Here is a 20,661-nt window from a genome sequence, read left to right as displayed (position 1 = left end):
TCATCGCACTTCCCATCGCGGGAGTGCACATGATAAAGCGAATCCTGATCGAATCGTGTAAGCAGAAGGCTTCTTACCTGTCGATCAGGATTCATGTGTTACAGATTAAAAATTAGTGATTCCGTTCGTTACATCATCGACCATAGATGTTCAAGATTTATGATGTGCCAAATCTTGTGTCATGTCTTTGTCCGTGTTCCGAGTTATCTTTTGTATTGTGGTACGGATACTTTTTACATTTTCCTCGATAAATCCGGGTTCCAGTAGTTCATAATGATTACCAATCAAGCTATGCTCTTCATAGCTACCTTGTGTAGCGTCTTTCCATAAAAGTCGATTATCTCCTGTACCCCTCACCGTTTCCGATCCAACGGCGACATAGCCGTGAATATTCGCCTGAACGCTCTCTGTATTCACAAGCTGGTTGCCATACACCGCGTAAGCGATCATTTTACGTTGGTACGTTTCATTCAACAGCTCACGGTAGGAGTCGGGAACCTGTTCCAGCATGTCATGAATTTCATGCTCTGTTTCTTCAGCTGTGAAGGGCAGGGCTTCCGCCCTTTTGACCGAATCGAGCATAAAAATATCGGATACAGCATGGCCTTGACGTTCCAGTGTGTCAGCAACCTTATGCGCCAGATTACCACCTATGGAATAACCAAGCAGCACATACGGACCTTGCGCTTGCGTGCTGACGATCAAATCAACGTAACGTGCCAGCATGGCCTGCTCATCCGCAGCATCATCCACGAACTCCAATCCATACACGACTGCGTCCTGATCCAGTTGTTTCGCCAGCTCCGCGAACGACAGCCCGTATCCAAGCATAGGAGGAAAGCAGAAGATGGAGATCGGACCGTGTTCATTCAACCGAATGATTGGACTATCGGCCTTGTATTCCAGATCGGCTTTCAATAATGTGAGCGCCTGCTCTTCTATAGTCGGGAAGTCCATTACACTACGGATGGGAAGCTCAATGTCTGTGGCAAGGTGAACTTTGCGTATAAGCTCCAGTACTTTCAAGGAATGTCCACCCAACGTGAAAAAGTCATCATGGATACCCACTTGTGGAATTTCAAGCACTTCCTGCCAAATGGATGCCAGCAACTGCTCCACATCGGTTCGCGGTGCGACATATTCTATACCCGTGTGCAGCCCTTTGTCCGGCACAGGTAAAGCTTTGCGGTCGATTTTGCCGTTTGTCGTCAGCGGAAACCGATCCAGCTGTACAAATGCGGATGGAATCATATAGCTCGGCAGACTGGCCGACATCGCAGCTCGAATCTCACGGATGGTCAGCTGTTTATCAGCAGTAAAGTAAGCACATAATTGCTGCTGACCTGCTCCATCCCGCAAAGCAATAACCACGCTATCCCGCACGGACGGTACACTTGCCAGCCGCGCCTCCACCTCACCCAGCTCAATCCGGTAACCGCGAATTTTAACCTGTTGATCAATCCGTCCAGCGTATTCCAGTATGCCGTCTTCACGCCAGCGAACAAGGTCTCCCGTGCAGTACAGGCGATCTCCGTCCCTCCACGGGTTAGCAAGAAATCTCTCAGCCGTCAGCTCAGGACGATTTAGATAACCACGTGCAACTCCGTCTCCGCCGACGACCAGCTCACCCCAAGCTCTGACCGGTTGCAGGTTAAATGACGAATCTACAACATACGCCGTCGAATTGCAGATGGGCCGTCCGATCGGCACAGAATCCAGCTGTTCTTCCGTAATGTGATACGTCGTCGAAAAGGTTGTGTTTTCCGTTGGCCCATAGCCGTTAATGATGTTCATGTCCGGATTATCGCGCAGGACCCGGTTAATATGGGGTGCAGACAAAACATCACCACCAACCAACAAATACTTCACATCGCCGAAAAGTTTACTATCCTGCTGTGAAAGCTGATTAAATAACGGTGTGGTCAGCCACATCATGGTGACGTGATGATCCCGTATCGTCTCTTTAAGCTTGGCCGCGTCCAATAGATCATCCTTATGCACAAGAACAAGCTGACCACCATTCAGTAGCGCACCCCAAATTTCAAACGTAGATACATCAAATACAAACGCGCAAGTCTGCAGCATTCGAGTCGATTCATCAAATGGCACATAATCCGTATTGCGGACAAGGCGCACGACACTTTGATGCTCAACTACGACACCCTTAGGCTTACCTGTTGAACCTGAGGTATAAATAACATAAGCAGCATGATTACCCGCTCCATCTATACCCAGATTGGAAGCATCTGCACTGTAGGACGTATCCTCATTCAGATTGACAATCTGTCCGCCGAAATAGCAACGATCCAATAAATCCTGTTGAGCCAGCAGCAGCTTAGCTCCCGAGTCCTCCAGCATATAACGGATACGGTCCTCCGGATATTGAGGGTCTACCGGCACATACGCGCCTCCAGCCTTCAAAATAGCGAGTGTTCCCGTAATCATATCCAGTGAGCGCTCCGTCAAAATGCCAACAGGTTCATCGGATTTCACCCCTGCATCACGTAGCGTATGCGCTAAACGGTTGGCTGTCTCATTGAGTTCTCGATAGGTCAATGATTGATGACCCAAAGCTACAGCAATATGATCCGGCGTGCGCTCTGCCTGCTCCTCAAACAATTTTTGGATCGTGTGATTGCTTGGATATGCAGAGGCAGTGTCATTAAACTCTCCTGTAATTTGTTGTTTTTCCGCCGCTGTAACCAGTTCCAGCTCTTCTACGCAAACATTCGGGTTAAGCAAGACTTGCTCCAACAGATTCACAAAATGCCCATGCAGACGCTTAATGCCTGTTTGATCATAACTTAACGCATTATACATAAAACGAATCTTGATGCATTCTCCCGGCATAACGACTAAGCTCAGATCATAGTTAGTCTGCTCTGCAGCCACCACGTTGGAAATCGGGAATGTATCCTGCCCGTCACTTCCCAGTTCTTCGACCTGCTCATCTACCGGATAATTTTCAAACACCATAATATGGTTAATTAAATCCTGTTTCTGGTCGGTCAATGCCTGAATCTCAAACAGTGGATACGTATCATACGCATGAGAAGCCAGCGCCTGGTCCTGTGTTTTCTTCATAACTTCTGCAAAAGATTCCCCTGCCTCACTAAGAATGCGAACTGGAATGGTATTAATGAACAAGCCGATAATATCCTCTACCCCGATAATATCCGATGGACGGCCTGAGACGACACTACCAAATACGACATCACTGTGGTTGTTATATTTTTGCAGCACAATCCCCCAGACGGTTTGTAATAACGTATTCATGGTCACCTGATATCGCTTAGCAGTCTCCTCCACCCGGAGGGTCAACTCACGTTCCAAAACCGTCACCCAATCACTAGCCGTGTTGCCTCCACTCTTGCGACCGGATTTTACAGCTGGTAATGCTGTTTGCTGCTCATATCCGGATAAATAGCTGCTCCAGTAGTCGGTTGCCGCCTTGGCATCCTGTGCTTCCAGCCATTCAATAAAGCGGCTGTACGGCACTGCCGGTGCCAGCTCTGGTACTCTGCCCTCCTGAAGTGCTGCATAGCTTTCAAACACTTCTTTATTTATAAGGGACAAGCACCAGCCGTCCATGACGATATGATGGAAGCTCCATACAAAATGATAGCTGTCTTCTCCAGTACGTAAAATCGCTACACGCAGCAGGACATCCCGACGCAGATCAAAGCCCCGTGCTTTATCTTGTAGATTGAAATTTTTCACCCAGGTATCTATTTCATCCTCATCCAGATGGTGTAAATCTTCATATTGAAAGCCGCAATCCCGATTTCGATACACCACCTGCAACGGTTCCGTATCTCTGCCAAAATAAAAATGTGTACGCAGCGCCTCATGTCGCCGAACCAGAATATTCAGGCTTTCTGCAAAAGCCCGAATGTCCATCTGACCTCGCATATCATAAGAAACCTGCTCAAAATATGCGTCATTCGCAGCTGCTTGACGATCTAGCTGGCTGTGAAACAGCATCCCTTTCTGCATGGGGGTCAGTGCATATACATTGTCGATCTCACCCGCAGCACCCATTTCAGATAAGAGGCTGTCCAAGCCCTCCACACTCATTCCTTTGTAAGAAATATCACTTGGGGTAAGCTCCGGGTGTTCTTTATGGATGCAATGCGCCAAAATTTCACGCAGGCTCGATTCCAGGAATTTCGCCAATCGCTCGATGGTCTCCGGTCTATAGCTGGTACGACTATAGCTAATCGTCAGACCCAGTTGGCCTCCCGAAATAATGCCGCCAAAATCCAGCGTATACGTTCGAGCCATGGTCGGGCTCAGCGGCATCCCACCCTCATATGAGGATGATTGCAAGTCGTTCCCTTTCATATCCTGATCGAACTGTCCCAAATAGTTAAAGCTGATTTCGGGATCTGCCGTAAATATGGCTGGAGATGCCTCCGGTGCCTGTGTCTGACGGTCGGATAAATATTTCAGTACACCGTAGCCAATCCCTTTTTGCGGAATGCCGCGCAGTCCTTCCTTCACACGCTTAATCCGTTGCGAAAGTGCCAGTTCTTCCGGCATATCGAGCAAAACAGGATATTGACTTGTAAACCACCCTATCGTTCGAGTAATGTCCACCTCTGGTAAAATGGCTTCACGTCCATGTCCCTCTAGATTTATCAGGAAACGATCATTTCCACTCCATGCTTGCAATGCCATTCCTACCGCCGTCAACAACAGGTCATTAATTTCTGTACGGTAGGCACGATTGGCCTGCTTGAGCAGCTGCTCTGTCTCTGCATGTGTCCACAAAGCAGTAACCGACTCACTATCGCCAATCAATGGCTTTTCGTGCTCGTTATGCCCATAATCCTGCGGCAAAGAAGCCAGTTCCGCTTGTGCAAGTTTCCCCCAATACGCTCGCTCATGTTCCATAGCTGGACTGTTGGCATAAGCGTGCAGCTGCTCGGCCCATGTTTGGAACGAATCTGTTTTATGAGGCAGCTGAATCACCTGTTCACCCTTGGAGGCTTGATCATAAGCAGTCGCCAAATCCTCGAATAAAATGCGCCAGGATACCCCATCCACCGCCAAATGATGAATCACGATCAGCAAATGATCTCCATCCGGGCAACGGAACAGCCCCAGTCTCATCAGCGGACCTTCGCTTAGGGAAATACCAGATTGAATTTCATTACATTTCGCTTCAATTATCTTCGCCAAATCTTGCTTGTTTACATCGCTGTCATTATAGTCAAAGCATTCCAGATGGTACGGTTCGCCTTCCTCTACACTGCGGTTCCATGCTGTACATCCGTTCTCCGACAAACTAAAAACCATACGCAATGCATCATGGTGCGAAGTAATCTGATGGAGCGCCCGCCGTAGTGCCTGTTCGTCATAGCCTTCCTGACGATAGAGCATGACAGATTGGTTAAAATAGTGTGGTTCTTCCGTTGGCTGTTCAAAAAACCAGCGCTGAATCGGTGTAAGCACTACATTTCCTGTAACCTCGCCCTGCTCGGCTATTCGGTTAACAGGCTGAATATATGTGCTTAGTCCCGCAATTGTCGGGTATTTGAACAAGTCCTTCATTTCCAGCTTGTATCCAGCCTGAAACAAGCGGGACGATACTTGGATGGCCTTGATGGAGTCACCACCCAAATGGAAAAAGTTATCCTGTATTCCGACTTTCGGGATACCAAGAATGGCTCCCCAAGCCGTAGCCAGTGCCTGTTGGACATCCGTCTCGGGTGCCACATAATCCATACCTGTATCGAAATTGTGCTCAGGTGCGGGCAGTGCCCTGCGGTCTACTTTGCCATTCAGCGTCAAAGGTAGTCTGGAGAGCTGCACAAAGTAGGACGGCACCATATAGCCAGGCAGATCCTGCGACAAAATGTTACGTAAGTCGCTGGCGCTCAATTCACTGTCTGTTGCAAAATAGGCACACAGCTGTTTTTGTCCGTGATCATCCTGCCGCACGGTAACAACCGATTCCTTCACACCTGGAATCGTGGACAATCGGGTTTCAATTTCACCCAGTTCAATGCGGTAGCCGCGAATTTTGACCTGTTCATCCATTCTTCCCTTGTACTCCAGTACACCATCAGCACGCCAACGCACTAAGTCTCCTGTACGATAGCAATATTCTCCAGACCGGAATGGACTTTCAATAAATTTTTCCGCCGTAAGCTCGGGCCGATTCAGATATCCTCGCCCAACACCGTCGCCACCGACGATCAGCTCTCCCCAGGCCCCGATAGGTTGCAGCTTCAACGAACGATTGACCACATAAGCGGTCGAGTGATCAATTGGACGTCCAATGGGAATAGCCTGGGTTTGCGGTTCTGTAATGTCATAGATGGTGGAAAAGGTGGTGTTCTCCGTCGGACCATAAATATTGGCCAGGCGAAGCTGCGGGTACTCCTTCAACACACGATTGACGTGTGGCACAGACAACACATCACCACCCACGAGCAACTCCTTCAAGGACGCAAACACTCCGATTTCTTGCTGCGAATACTGATTGAATAAAGCCGTAGTCATGAACATCGTGTTAACACGATACTTGTCAATTGCTTGTTTGAGCTTGGAGGCATCCAGAATAGTGTCATGGCTTACCACATACAGTTGTCCCCCGTTCAGCAGCGTTCCCCAGATTTCAAATGTGGAGGCATCGAACACAACTGCGCCCAATTGCAGCATACGTGTATTTTCATTAAGCATGGCATAGCTTTTGTTTTTCACTAGGCGCACGACATTACGGTGCTCAATCATCACGCCCTTCGGCTTGCCTGTCGTACCAGAGGTGTAGATCACATACGCAAGATCGGAAGAAGATCCCCCTGTTGTAATCGCAATTGTTCCATCCGTCTGAGCGTCACATTCAGATTTGCTATTGCATCGCTGTACATCACTCAAATCGATGACCGGAATGCCGGGTTCAAAAGGCATCTGCTCACGTCGCTGTAACAGTAACAGCCCCGCACTGGAATCCTCCAGTAAATAACGGATACGCTCTTCAGGATAATCAGGATCAATGGGAACGTAAGCCCCTCCGACCTTCAAAATCGCCAGCATACCGACGACCATTTCAATGGAGCGTCCAGCCATAATCCCTACTCGCTGTGTCTCTGGCTCGGACCCGCGCTGTATCCCATGGGAAGCGAGTATGCGTGCCAGACGGTCGGCACGTTCATTCAGCTCGCGGTAGGTAAGCTGCATGTCCGCAAAGGTGATGGCCAGCCGATCTGGTGATTGCGCTACCTGTTCCTCGAACAGCACATGCAGTGCTTGATCTCGTGGATACGGATAGTCTGCTACCGTATCATTGAATCTCTGCACAAGCAGCTCTTTTTCTTGGGCCGAAACCATTTCTATAGCCGAAAGAGCGATATCCGGCTGTTTTATAACCGCATTGATAAGCTGCTGCAAATGTTCAGTCAGTCGTTCAATGGTTTCCCGTTTGTACAGCCGAGTTCCGTATTGAAGAGCACAGGAAATTTGTTCTCCATCCTCCACTGCGAACAGACTCAAATCAAATTTGGCCGTCGTTTGCTCACTTGGATAAGATGCCAATTGCAGCCCAGCCAGCTGCTGCTCTTTTTGCTCTATGTTTTGTAGTGCAAACATGGTATCAAATAACGGATTACGGCTTAAATCTCGATCTACGCCCAGCTTCTCCACCAGCTCTTCAAACGGATAATCCTGATGTTCAAAAGCCTTTAACGCGTTTTCCTTGACCTCCAACACATAATCGCGGAACGTTTTCCCGCCTTCTGGATAATTACGGATTGCCAGTGTATTCACGAACATCCCGATCAGACTGCCAAGATCCGCATGGGGCCGCCCTGCAATTGGCGAACCGACAATAATATCCTCTTGCCCGCTATAGTGGCTAAGCAAAGCCGAATAGGCAGCCAACAGCACCATATATAATGTCGATTCCGTCTGCACCGCAATGCTTTTTAAGCCTTCGCTTTGTCGTTGGTCAAGCGTAAATTCCAGCACATCTCCTTCAAAGCTTCTCACCGCTGGGCGTGGATAATCAGTCGGTAGATCAAGCACAGGTAGCTCTCCTGCGAAGGTATTGAGCCAGTAGTTTTCCTGTTCCCGGTAGCGTTCACTTTGCTGCTGCTTCTGTTGCCAAGCGGCGTAGTCTTTATACTGAATGCGTAGCGATGGCAGCGTGTCGCCTGCATATAAATGAATAAAGTCCTGAATTAGTACATTTATAGAGGTGCCGTCCGAAATGATATGATGCATGTCCATGAGCAAAATATGATGCTCTGGGTCTGTTTCAATCAAACCAACTCGGAATAACGGGGCCTGCCCCAGATCGAATGGTTGGACAAAGTTACGTACCAGCTCATCCGTTTCCTTTGGGGCAGCTCCGTGAGCATAGGTCAATTCCACGCAAAAAGGAACCTCGTCATGTACTCGCTGGACAGGTTCACCGTTCATGGTCTCAAAACTTGTGCGCAATGTTTCATGGCGGTCAATAAGCTGACGGAACGCGTTATCCAGTGCCTTGTGATCAAGTGAACCGGTCAGAGTCAGGGCACCAGGTATGTTATAGCTAATTCCCGCTCCATCAAGCTGATTGAGGATATACATCCGTTTCTGAGCTGAAGAAACCGCATAAAATGGCTTATTCTCCGTAACAGGGATGGATTCATAGGTGGTTGGCTCCAGTGCTTGAATAACCTGCGCCAGCTGTTCAATTGTCGGATGCTGGAACAGATCCTTTAGCTGCACATTTTTATGCAATTCCTTATAGATGAGTGATATGACATGTGTCGCCCGCAGGGAATGTCCTCCTGCCTCAAAAAAGTTATCCTTAATCCCAACGCGCTCAAGCTCCAGCACATCTTTCCAGATGCTAGCCAGTTGTGCTTGTAATTGATTTTGAGGAGGTACATATTCTGCGCCTGAGCTTACACCTCCCTCTGGTTGTGGCAACGCTCGGCGATCCACCTTGCCATTGGGCGTCAGTGGCAATTGCTCCAGCTGCACAAAATACGACGGTACCATGTAGCCCGGTAGCTCCTGGCTCAAAGCACTACGCAGCTCACTTGTCGCTACTTCCGCATGGGTGACCACATATGCGCAGAGCAGCTTTTGCCCCTGCTCATCTTCATGTGCAATTACAACAGCTTCTCGGACTGCCTCCAGCTTCAACAGCTGTGCTTCTACCTCGCCCAGCTCAATCCGGTAGCCTCGAATTTTCACCTGCGCGTCGATTCGTCCCTTATATTCCAGCGTCCCGTCCGCATTCCAACGCACCAGGTCCCCTGTTCGATAGCAGCGTTCGCCGCCACGGAACGGACTGTCAATGAACTTTTCGGTCGTCAGTTCTGGGCGGTTGCGGTATCCGCGAGCCACCCCGTCACCGCCGACGATCAGTTCTCCCCACGCTCCAACAGGCTGGAGCTGCATCGAACCGTCCACGACATATGCCGTCGAGTTGTGGATCGGGCTACCAATGGGCACAGATGCCGATTGAACGCCGGTAATGGCAAGTGTGGTGGAAAAGGTCGTATTTTCCGTCGGACCGTAGCCGTTAATGATATGTAGATTCGGATGGGCCTCCAATACCCGGTTAATATGCGGTACGGACAGCACATCACCACCAACCAATAGCTCCCGCATCCCCTCAAATAGTTCCAAGTCCTGCTGGGATAGCTGATTAAAGAGTGGTGCGGTCAGCCACATCGTGGTAATGCCGTGATTGCGGACAACTTCCTTGAGCTTGGGCGCGTCCAAAATAACATCCTGACTCACCAGCACCAGCTGTCCACCGTTCAATAACGCACCCCAAATTTCGAAGGTGGACGCGTCAAAGACAACAGACCCGGTCTGCAAAATGCGCGTGTCGGCATTCAAGCGTGCATAATTTGTGTTTGTCACCAAACGCACGACATTACGGTGCTCCACCATAACCCCTTTGGGCTGGCCTGTAGTCCCTGAGGTGTACATAATATAGGCCAAGCGACCAGCTGCGCTCGCTTTCGGTTGTTCTTCAGCTGCATAAGCGTGCTGTATTTGTTTTGCTTGTTCTGATTGCGTAGCTTTGGGTTGCATGTTTTCTGGTTGTATGGTTGTCGTAGAAGCAAGTTCGGGACTGGCGGAAATGGAGTAGAACGGATCTAGGCAGTCCACGTATCCCGGATCAGTATTCGTTCCGTGATCATTCGGCAAAATGGGATCATAACGATCAGCATCATCCGTTCCATAAATTGCAGCATCGCTAAGGTCAAGCACCATTCCCTTAAAATCAGTGGGCCGATGTTCCATTCGCTGCACGAGCAGTATGTCCGCACCGGAATCCTTCAGCAAATAGCGTACACGCTCATCCGGGTAATCAGAATCAATGGGTACATATGCTCCACCTGCTTTGAGAATTCCGAGCATACCGACAATCATCTCAATCGAGCGTTCAGCTACAATGCCGACCGTCTGCTCGGTGCGGATTCCCTGCTTACGTAAAGAATGAGCCAGTCGGTTGGCCTTTTCATTCAATTCTGCATAGGTTAGGCTATCTTGCCCACACACTACCGCCACCTGCTGTGGTGCCTGCTTCGCCTGTTTCTCGAACAATTCATGAATAGACGCATGACGTGGATAATCCACATTTGTATCGTTGAAGGTATGGACCAGCTGCTCTACTTCTTGCTCTGACAGCACTTGTGTTGTGGAAATCGCCAACTCTGGCTGCTGCAAAACAATAGTGTACAGCCGCAGAAGCTGCTCAACAAAGTGCTCAATCGTCGTCTCGCTATAACGGTCGCTACTATACTTTACGTTTAGGGAGACCGCTTCATATTCCCATTGAAACTGGAAATCTAGTTCAGATTGTACGTGATTCAAAAAATCAGAAATATGAATGTTTTGCAAGGATACTGTGGTGTGAATAAGAGGCTTTCCATCCTCATTACGTTGAATGTCAAGTAATTCAGAATAGTTCCAAAAAGGAATGTTTTGATGTTCAATAGCTTCGCCGACAGAGGTTTTGATTTGAGACAGCAAGGCTTTGAAGGTTGTGCTGGAATCCAGCGTATTTTTCAATAAAAGCAGATGGTTGATCGGCTTTGTAGCACCGTTGCTAGACTTGGCTACCGGAATGCCCAGCAGCACACATTCCTCAGCTGTGTATTTATGCAATAAGCTCTCTACTCCAGCAAGCAGGACCATAAACACGGCCCATGGAGCGCCACCTGTTATAGATGATATTCTTTGGGAAATTTCAGTTGGAAATGTGAGCGTGTACGTATGGGAATTTAAACTCGTTACAGTTGTATTTCTGGACACATGGTTGGTGTATGGTAGGCAGATGATATGATCCTCAGATTCCAGTTTATGACTCCAGTAATTCTTTTCCTTCTCAAATAAGGCTTTCAATGACATCCCTCCTGCTTCTCGGGGCCTGTTCCCCCCGGTTGGATGGTGCGTTGTTACATACATGAGCGTTGTGTCAGAAAAAGAATACTTTGCAGGCAAGGGCAGTCGGACAAGCCGCCGCCCTTTGCACGCGCAAAGTGAATTCATTGCATTTAGAAAACGGATTTAGAAAACAAAGTCGATGGAATCCGGCGAGAAGCCTTCCGGTTGCTCGTCCGAGTTCACCTGAATATCGCTTAACAGCAAATCTGGATTGATCCCAACCTGGGACAGGATCGCTATCAAATCTCTGGTTAATCTCTCAATAGCGTCGGCTCCAAACAGCTTCGTGCAATATTCAAAGGAACCCTTGATTTCCCCGTCTTCATCACTCATAGACAAGGTCAAATCGAATTTGGAGATGCTGTGCTCCTGAACATATGGACTGAAGGACAGCGTTTCTAGCTTCGCTTCCTGTGACTCCGTATTTTGCAGTACAAACACAGTGTCAAATAATGGGTTACGGCTTGCATCCCGTGCTACATCCAGCTTTTCCACCAACTCTTCCAGTGGATAATCCTGATGCTCAAAGGCTTGCAGCGTACGATCTCTGGCTTCTAGCAAGTAGCTGTGGAACGTTTGGTTGCCCTTCGGCTGATGCCGGATGGCTAGCGTGTTGACGAACATTCCGATCAGTGGCTCCAGCTCAGGCAACAAGCGTCCTGCTACTGGCGTACCGATGATCAAATCGTCCTGACCGCTGTATTTGGACAGCAGAACGGTGTAGGCGCTCAATAGCACCATGTACAGCGTACTTCCGGTCTGTGCCGCAATTCGGTGCAGTTGCTCGGATACATTTGCGTCCACTGTAAATTCATACATCGCACCCTCGAAGCTGCGAACAGCAGGTCTAGGATAAGCAATTGGCAAATCCAGTACCGGCAATTCTCCGGCTAAATGCTCCAGCCAGAAGTGTTCCCGGCGTTGGTATGACTCACGCTGCGTCTCCTGTTGCTGCCACACGGCGTAGTCTTTGTACTGAATTTGCAGCGGCTCCAATTCCTGTCCCTCGTACAGTTGTACCAGCTCCTGCACGATATTGTTAGACGATACACCGTCTGAAATAATATGGTGCATGTCGTACATCAGGAGGTGGCGCTCTGGTCCAGTTTGAATGAGACGGACACGCAGCAGTGGTGCCTGGCGAAGATCGAAGCTGCGTACAAAGGACTCGATATAGGCTCCGGCTTCGGACTCCCTGGCCTGCAAGTGCTCTAATGCAAACTCCACTTGATCGTAAACCCGCTGAACGACCTCGCCTTCCACCATTTCAAAGGAAGTCCGCAGCGTTTCGTGGCGGGCTATTAACTGACGGAACGCATCCTCCAGCCGATCGGCCTGAAGCGGCCCCTCCACAGTTAATACACCCGGCATATTGTAGCTGAGATCCCCACCTTCCAGATGGCTCAAAATGTACAGTCGTTTTTGAGCCGAGGAAACCGGGTAGTACGCCTGTTGCGCCGCCGCAGGGATCACCGTATAGGTGTCTGTCCCGTGCGTAGCTATGAGCTGAGCTTGCTGCTCAATCGTAAAGTGTTGGAATACCTCACGCAGCGTAATCCGGCTATCCAGTTCCTGATGGATTTTGGCCACCAGCGTCGTTGCCCGCAGGGAGTGCCCACCCACGTCAAAGAATGAGTCGGTGACTCCTACGGTGGACAGCTTCAAGACATCCTGCCAGATTTGGGCTAGCTTGGCTTCCAGCGGCGTCCGCGGTGCAACGTACTCCAGGCCTCCTTCGAGACGTGCTTCCGGTGCCGGCAACGCCTTGCGGTCGATTTTCCCGTTCGGTGTCAGCGGGAAATGATCCAGCTGTACCACATACGTCGGGATCATGTAATCCGGCAGCTTCGGCTGCAGCGCATTGCGCAGCTCCGGCAAACTCAGGGACTCTGAAGCTATGATGTAGGCACACAGGTCCTTGTGTCCGTCTTCGTTTTCCCATGCTGTGACCACGGCTTTCTGAATGCCATCCACGGTCAGCAGCTGCGCTTCCACTTCGCCCAGCTCGATCCGGTAACCCCGGATTTTCACCTGATGGTCGATCCGGCCCAAATACTCAATGCTGCCGTCTGGCAACCACCGTGCCAGGTCGCCCGTCCGGTACATCCGGTTTGCGTGAGTGCTGTCCGCTTGATCGGCTGCATCAGCGAACGGATTCAGGACGAATTTCTCTGCCGTCAGCTCCGGCAGGTTCAGGTATCCTCGTCCGACACCTGCACCTCCGATATAAAGCTCACCTGCGATCCCGATCGGTACCAGCTGTTGCTGGCTGTTCAGGATGTACACGGACTGGTTCGCTATCGGCGTTCCGATGGATACCGTATGCTCCCCTTTTTCCAACAGTGCGTTCAGGGCTTCCACATCTTCAATCGTATAAGCAGTCGCATCTACCGTGGTTTCGGTCGGACCGTACACGTTCGTAATGACCGGACGATACCCGGGCCACTTGTGCAGGAACACATTTACCAGCTGCACGGATAATGCTTCGCCACCGATCAGGTAATGCTTCACTTCCGGCGCTTCCGTCACACTGACACTTTCGTTCAAAATATGCAGATGCGCGGGTGTGCCGTCCGACAGATCAATCCGGTGCGTGCGGTAGTAGGCGATCAAATGCTCTCCGCTCAGACTGACGTCACGGGACACCACGTGTAGGGTGTGGCCTAACAGCAAGCTGGCAAAGATTTGCTTCACTGAAGCGTCAAATACAAATGCCGACAGCCATGCGACATGAAGCGGCTGTTCATAACGGCTGTATACTCGCTCCAATAAAGCATCTACCAGATTGCTAACACTGCCCTGCTCGATCATGACCCCTTTCGGCTGGCCGGTGGTACCTGACGTGTAAATCATATAGGCCAGGTTATGCGGGCGGGCGACAGGAATTAGATTACTCGCATCCTGTGCTCCCAGTTGAGCTTGAACGTCCTCGTCATCCAAGACTACAGCTCGAACAGTGGATGGCAAGCTGAGCGACAGGTTGGCAACTCTGCTTGTAATCACGACCTTGGCCCCACTGTCTTGGAGCATGTAGTCGATGCGCTCCTGTGGATACATCGTATCCATTGGTACATATGCGCCTCCGGCCTTAAGTACCCCCAGAATGCTCACCAGAATATCCGCAGAACGTTCCAGCAATACGCCAACCGATTGATCTGCTTTGACCCCTTCCGCTTGTAACACACGAGCCAATTGGTTCGCACGCTCATTCAGCTCAGTGTAGGTCAGCGCGGTGGACCCAGACACAACTGCTATCCGCTCAGGGTTGCGCTTCGCTTGCTCTTCAAAGCGTTCGCTGAGCGAACGGCCTTGCAATGCTCCAAGCAGGCTGTACGCATTCGAATCATTGAACACCTTCAGAATCTGCTCGGTTTCTTCTGCCGTAATCAGTTCCAGCTCACTCAGCTTCGCATCCGGGTTCGCCGCCACGGCTTCGGCCAAACGAATAAAGTGGCGTGTCATCCGTTCTACCGTTTCGCGCTCGTACAATGCAGTTGCATATTGCAATCCGAACTGGATACCTGCCTCTTCCTCTCTGGCTTCCAGCGTCAAATCAAACTTCGCTGGCGTTTGTTCCAAACCGTATGGACGGAAGCTCAGATCTGCCAGTTGCAGTTCGCCTTCTTCGGTGGTTTGTAGGGTAAACATCGTATCGAACAGCGGATGGCGGCTCATATCCCGCTTCACATTTAGCTTTTCCACCAGTTCCTCAAATGGGTAGTCCTGATGTTCATAGGCTTGCAGAGCACAAACTTTCACTTCTTCCACGTAGCTACGGAAGGTATGTTCCGCTGTCGGATAGTTTCGCAATGCCAACGTACCGACGAACATCCCGAGGATCGGTTCCAAATCTGCATGCGGTCGTCCTGCAATCGGTGTGCCGACTACGATGTCCTCTTGCCCGCTGTATTGGTGTAAGAGCGCGGTGTACGCTGCCAGCAGCACCATATACAACGTCGAGCCTGTGTGCGCCGCCAGTTCTTTCAGACGTTCGCTGACTTCACGTTCCAGCTCGAACACCACCGTATCGCCTGCCGTACTTCGTACCGACGGACGGGCAAAGTCTGTCGGTAGATCCAGCACAGGCAGTTCACCCCGGAAGGTGTCGAGCCAGTACGCTTCCTGACGTTGCATCCACTCTTGATGGGCTTCGCTTTGCTGCCATACCGCATAATCCTTGTACTGTATTCGCAATGGCGAAAGCTCTTCACCGTCGTACAAGCGGACAAATTCATCGGTCAGTACCCCCATGGACACACCATCCGAGACGATATGGTGCATATCGAGCATGAGCAAATGCTGCGATTCCTGCTCGGTTCCTTGTACACCCAAATCTACCAAGCCTACCCGCAGCAGCGGAGCGGCTTGCAGATCGAACGGACGTACAAACTGCTGCACCCGTTCTTGTGCTTCCTGGCTGACCATCGTATCCGCAGTCGCACCCTCTACCTGTACCTTCGTATACTCCACCTCAAACGGCACGGTGTCCTCAATCCATTGCACCGGCTCACTGTCCACCAGCTCAAAGCAGGTACGCAACGTTGCATGGCGGGCGATCAGTTGACGGAACACGTCCTCCACTCGCTTCACGTCCAACGGACCACTCACTTGCAGCACTGACGGCATGTTGTAGTTCACATCATTCGGGTCGAACTGATGCAGCACAAACAGTCGTTTTTGCGCCGAGGAAAGCGGGTAGAAGCTGCGTTCTTCCGTCACCGGAATGGACGCATACGCCACTTGATCCAAACCTTCCATGACCGCTGCCAGTTGTTCAATCGTTGGCGCTTCAAAAATACTGCGTAGTGGAAGCGGCTTGTTCAGCTCCTTGTGAATCTTCGAGGCCAGCGTCGTCGCCCGCAGCGAGTGTCCGCCAATCTCGAAGAAGTTTTCCTTCACACCGACCTGCGCCAGACCCAGCACATCCTGCCAAATTTGCGCCAGCTTCACTTCCACCCATGTCCGCGGTGCTACATAATCGGCTCCGCTTTGCAGGTTACCTTCCGGTGTTGGCAGTGCCTTGCGGTCGATTTTACCATTCGGTGTCAACGGCATCTGCTCCAGCTGCACCAAATACGAAGGCACCATGTAGTTTGGAAGCTCCTCGCCCAGTAAGCTGCGCAGCTCACCAGCGCTCACTTCCCGTTCAGCAACATAGTACGCCACCAGTTGGTTTTGCCCCTGTTCGTCCGCTTGTGCCAGTACGATGACCTCTTGTACGTCCTCCACCTTCAAAATTTGTGCCTCGACCTCGCCCAGCTCGATCCGATAGCCCCGGATTTTCACCTGATGGTCGATCCGGCCCAAATATTCGATGTTGCCGTCTGGCATCCATCTCGCCAAGTCACCCGTACGGTACATTCGTTCATAGCCGGCTTCGCCAGCCGCAAACGGGTTCGGTACAAATTTCTCAGCCGTCAGCTCTGGGCGATCCAGATAACCCCGGGCCAGACCCGGACCGGACACGCACAGCTCACCCGCTACGCCTACCGGAGCCAAATGTCCATGCACATCAACCATGTACACCCGATGATTCGGCATAGGGCGTCCGATGGAAATGAGTTGTCCGGCTCTCTCATCCTCGGATACCGGCCAGATGGACGTCGCCACCGAGTTTTCGGTTGGACCGTAGCCGTTGTAGTACGCCACCTGATCCTTCCACTTGTATACCAATTCTGTTGAGGATGCTGAACCCGCAGTGAACAGAATACGCAGGTTTGGCATCCGTCCCGGCTCCAGATACACCGCATAGGTCGGTGGCAACGTCGCCACCGTAATCTGATGTTCTGTCATATAATGTTCGAATCTCTCATAGTCCAAAATCGTCTCTGACGTTGGCACATACAACGTGGCTCCGCAGAACAGCGCCTGGAAGATTTCCCAGCAAGCCGCATCAAACGAATAGCTGGCGAACAGCAACGTATGATCCGACGTGCGGATCTTGAGCGTCTGATCAAAATACGTTTTCAGATTGCACAGCCCGTGATGCTCCAGCATCACGCCCTTCGGCTGCCCCGTTGTACCCGACGTATAAATGACATACGCCAGATCTTTCGGACCAGACAGCGGCTCCAGATTTGAACCATCCTCGTGGTACACCTCCTGCGCTCCATCCAATACCAGTACTTGACCATCGATAACTGCTTTGTCCACCAGATGACTTTGTGTCAACAGCAGTTTCGCTCCCGAGTCATCCAGCATATAGCGGATACGCTCCTCTGGATACGTCGGATCGATGGGGACATATGCACCTCCGGCTTTTAAAATCCCGAAGATGCCCACGATCATGTCTACCGAACGCTCGGTCATCAGACCCACCAGTCGATCCTTCGTCACGCCTTGACTGCGCAAGGTGCGCGCCAGACGATTCGCACGTTCATTCAGCTCGCGATAGGTCAGCTGCTCTCCTTCGAAGAACAACGCTGGCTGCTCCGGTGTCTGCGCCGTTTGTGTCTCGAACAAGCCATGAATCGTTTGCTCGCTTGGATACTCAGCAGCTGTATCTCCCCATACGCTGAGAATTTGCTCTCGCTCCTGCTCACTTACCATATCCAGCTCATACACTCGAATGTCCGGCTTCGCCACCACCTGCTCCAACAGCTGTACCAGATGGCCCTGAGTCCGTTCAACGGCTTCCCGATCATATAACTTCGCATTGTATTCAAATCGGATTTTCATCGCTTCCTGCGGCATGACAATCAGATTGAAATCATAGTTGGTTTGTTCAATCATGCCGGCATTGCGAATTTCAAAATCCGACTCTGCACCCTCGCCAAGTTGCTCGACCTGCTCCTCCACCGGATAGTTTTCAAACACGATAATGTGGTTGACCAGATCTTGCTTTTGCTCGCTCAAGGCTTGAATTTCATACAGCGGATACGTTTCATAATCTTGAGAAGTCAGCGCCTGCTGCTGATTCGTTCTGATCATGTCAGCAAAGGTGTCCTCAGCCCCACTACGGATACGTATTGGAATGGTGTTAATGAACAAGCCCACCATATTTTCGATCCCCGGAATATCAGCCGGACGACCAGACACTACACCGCCAAAAACAGCGTCGTCACTACCGTTGTACTTTTGGAGCAGCAATCCCCAGGCTGTTTGCAGCAATGTATTCGGGGTCACGTGGTGCTGCTTAGCCACCATTTCCATACGTCCGGTCAAATCCTTGCCCAGATCGCACAGGATATGCTCAAATTGTGCACCGTCCGCTTTCACGCCTACTTTTCCGGTCGGAATCGAAGTTTGCTGATCATAGCCGAGCAAATAATCCTTCCAGTAGGTAGCTGCTGCTTCTACATCCTGTGCTTCAAGCCACTCAATATACTGACTGTATGGAGTCACGGGGGCAAGCTTCGGCTGTCTATGCTCCACCGCTGCAAAATAAGCCTCAAACACCTCATCCGTGACTAACGCCACACACCAGCCATCCATCAAGATGTGATGAGAGCTCCACACAAAATAATAATCCTCGTCACCTGTTCGTAAAATCGCCACGCGCATCAACGCATCCCGGGACAAATCGAATCCGGCTGCCTTGTCTTTGCGAATAAATTCCTTCACATACGCGTCACGCTCCTGCTCATTCAGATGACGCAAATCTTCACATCTAAAACCAACATCCTTGCGGCGGAAAATGACCTGCACAGGCTCATCCTGCCAACCGCTGATGAAATTAGCTCTAAATATCTCATGCCGCTGCGCCAAATGATTCAAGCTATCTTGGAAAATATCCGCTTGGAAGCGTCCATGCAAATCAAAGGTCGTTTGTTCAAAATAAGCACCTGACGCTGCATCCATCAGACTATGGAACAACATGCCTTTTTGCATCGGCGTCAACGCATAGACATTTTCCAGTTCCCCCATGTCACGAGTCCGTTCTACCAACTGATCCAGCTCGGCCATGGTTACATGTTTCAGCATGACATCGCTTGGCGTCAGCTCTTGCTGTTTGCGGCCTGTGCAATGCGCAATGATTTCCTGCAAGCTGGTTCTGAACTGTTCGGCTAACTGCTCCATCGTTTCACGACGATATTCCTGCTTGCTGTAGCTGATCGTCAATTGCAGTTCGCCTTCCGAAATCAGTCCGTTCATATCCAGCGTGTGCGATCTGGCTGCATGGGCGCTAAGCTCTGCACCGCTAGCGTAAGGAGATACGCCAATGGATTGATTTTGCATATCTTGGTCAAATTGTCCCAAATAGTTAAAGCTGATTTCAGGTTCGGTTACAAAATGCTCTTGCTCACGTGCTGCGGACAGGTATCTCAACATACCGTAGCCAATGCCCTTTTGCGGAATGCGGCGTAGTCCTTCTTTCACATGTTTGATGCGCTGTGAAAGGTCTTGCCCCACGCTCATATCCAGCACAACCGGGAATTGGGTCGTAAACCAGCCCACGGTACGCGTAATATCCAGTTCTGGCAAAATGGACTCCCGTCCATGACCTTCCAGGCTCACGAGCACTCGTTCCAGGCCCGCCCAGCGATGAATCGTCAGTCCCAATGCGGTAAGCAGCAAATCATTCATCTCCGTGTTGTAGGCACGATGCGCCTGTTTTAACAGCTGCTCCGTTTCCTGAGCTGTCCACGTAACTGTAATGTTCTCGCTGTCCCTATTGAAGGAATGAGAAGGGGACTCGTCTTTTGGAAGCGGCTGATATACGCCTTGCTCCATTTCCTTCCAGAATGCGAGTTCTGCTGCCATGGCCGGACTGTTCGCATATTGAGACTGCCCATCCCCCCAGATGCGGAACGAATCCGTTTTGTGCGGAAGACGAGCCGCTTGTCCGTTCAATGCCTGCTCATAGGCGGTCGTAATATCCTCGAACAAAATGCGCCAAGATACGGTATCCACCACTAAGTGATGAATCGCCATCAGCAAATGATCTCCATCAGGACAATGGAACAGCCCCAGCTTCACCAGCGGTCCTTCGCTTAGATGAATACCCGCCTGAATTTCATTCACTTTGGCCTCGATCGCTGCTGCCACCTCAGTCTCATGGCTGAAGTCCATACGTTCCAGCGTATACAGCTCGCCCTCCCCAATCGCACGGTTCCAAGCTTCATATCCGCGCTCCGTAGGTCGGAAAATGATACGCAGAGCATCGTGATGGCTAACGATTTGATCCATCGCCGTGCGCAGGGCCGGTTCATCAAAACCGTCCTTGCTATGCAGCATGATGGACTGGTTATGATGATGAGCATCCGTCAGGTTCTGCTCAAAGAACCATTGTTGAACGGGTGTCAGTTTCACAGC

At 50.6% G+C, this 20,661-nt stretch carries 2 protein-coding genes; both read right to left on the bottom strand.

Annotated features, from left to right (window positions below):
• Positions 1-150 precede the first annotated feature (150 nt).
• Positions 151-11,364, bottom strand: a complete 11,214-nt coding sequence (locus NLX74_RS24920) for a non-ribosomal peptide synthetase (protein WP_254330876.1) — start codon at positions 11,362-11,364, stop codon at positions 151-153.
• A 165-nt stretch (positions 11,365-11,529) separates the two neighbouring features.
• A partial coding sequence (locus NLX74_RS24915) for an amino acid adenylation domain-containing protein (protein ID WP_483311665.1) occupies positions 11,530-20,661 on the bottom strand: 9,132 nt, incomplete at its 5' end.

The sequence above is a fragment of the Paenibacillus sp. MZ03-122A genome (assembly GCF_024213325.1).
Classification (GTDB): domain Bacteria; phylum Bacillota; class Bacilli; order Paenibacillales; family Paenibacillaceae; genus Paenibacillus; species Paenibacillus polymyxa_B.
The sequence above is the reverse complement of the archived record's forward strand: the minus strand, read 5'-3'. Positions and strand labels throughout refer to the sequence as shown.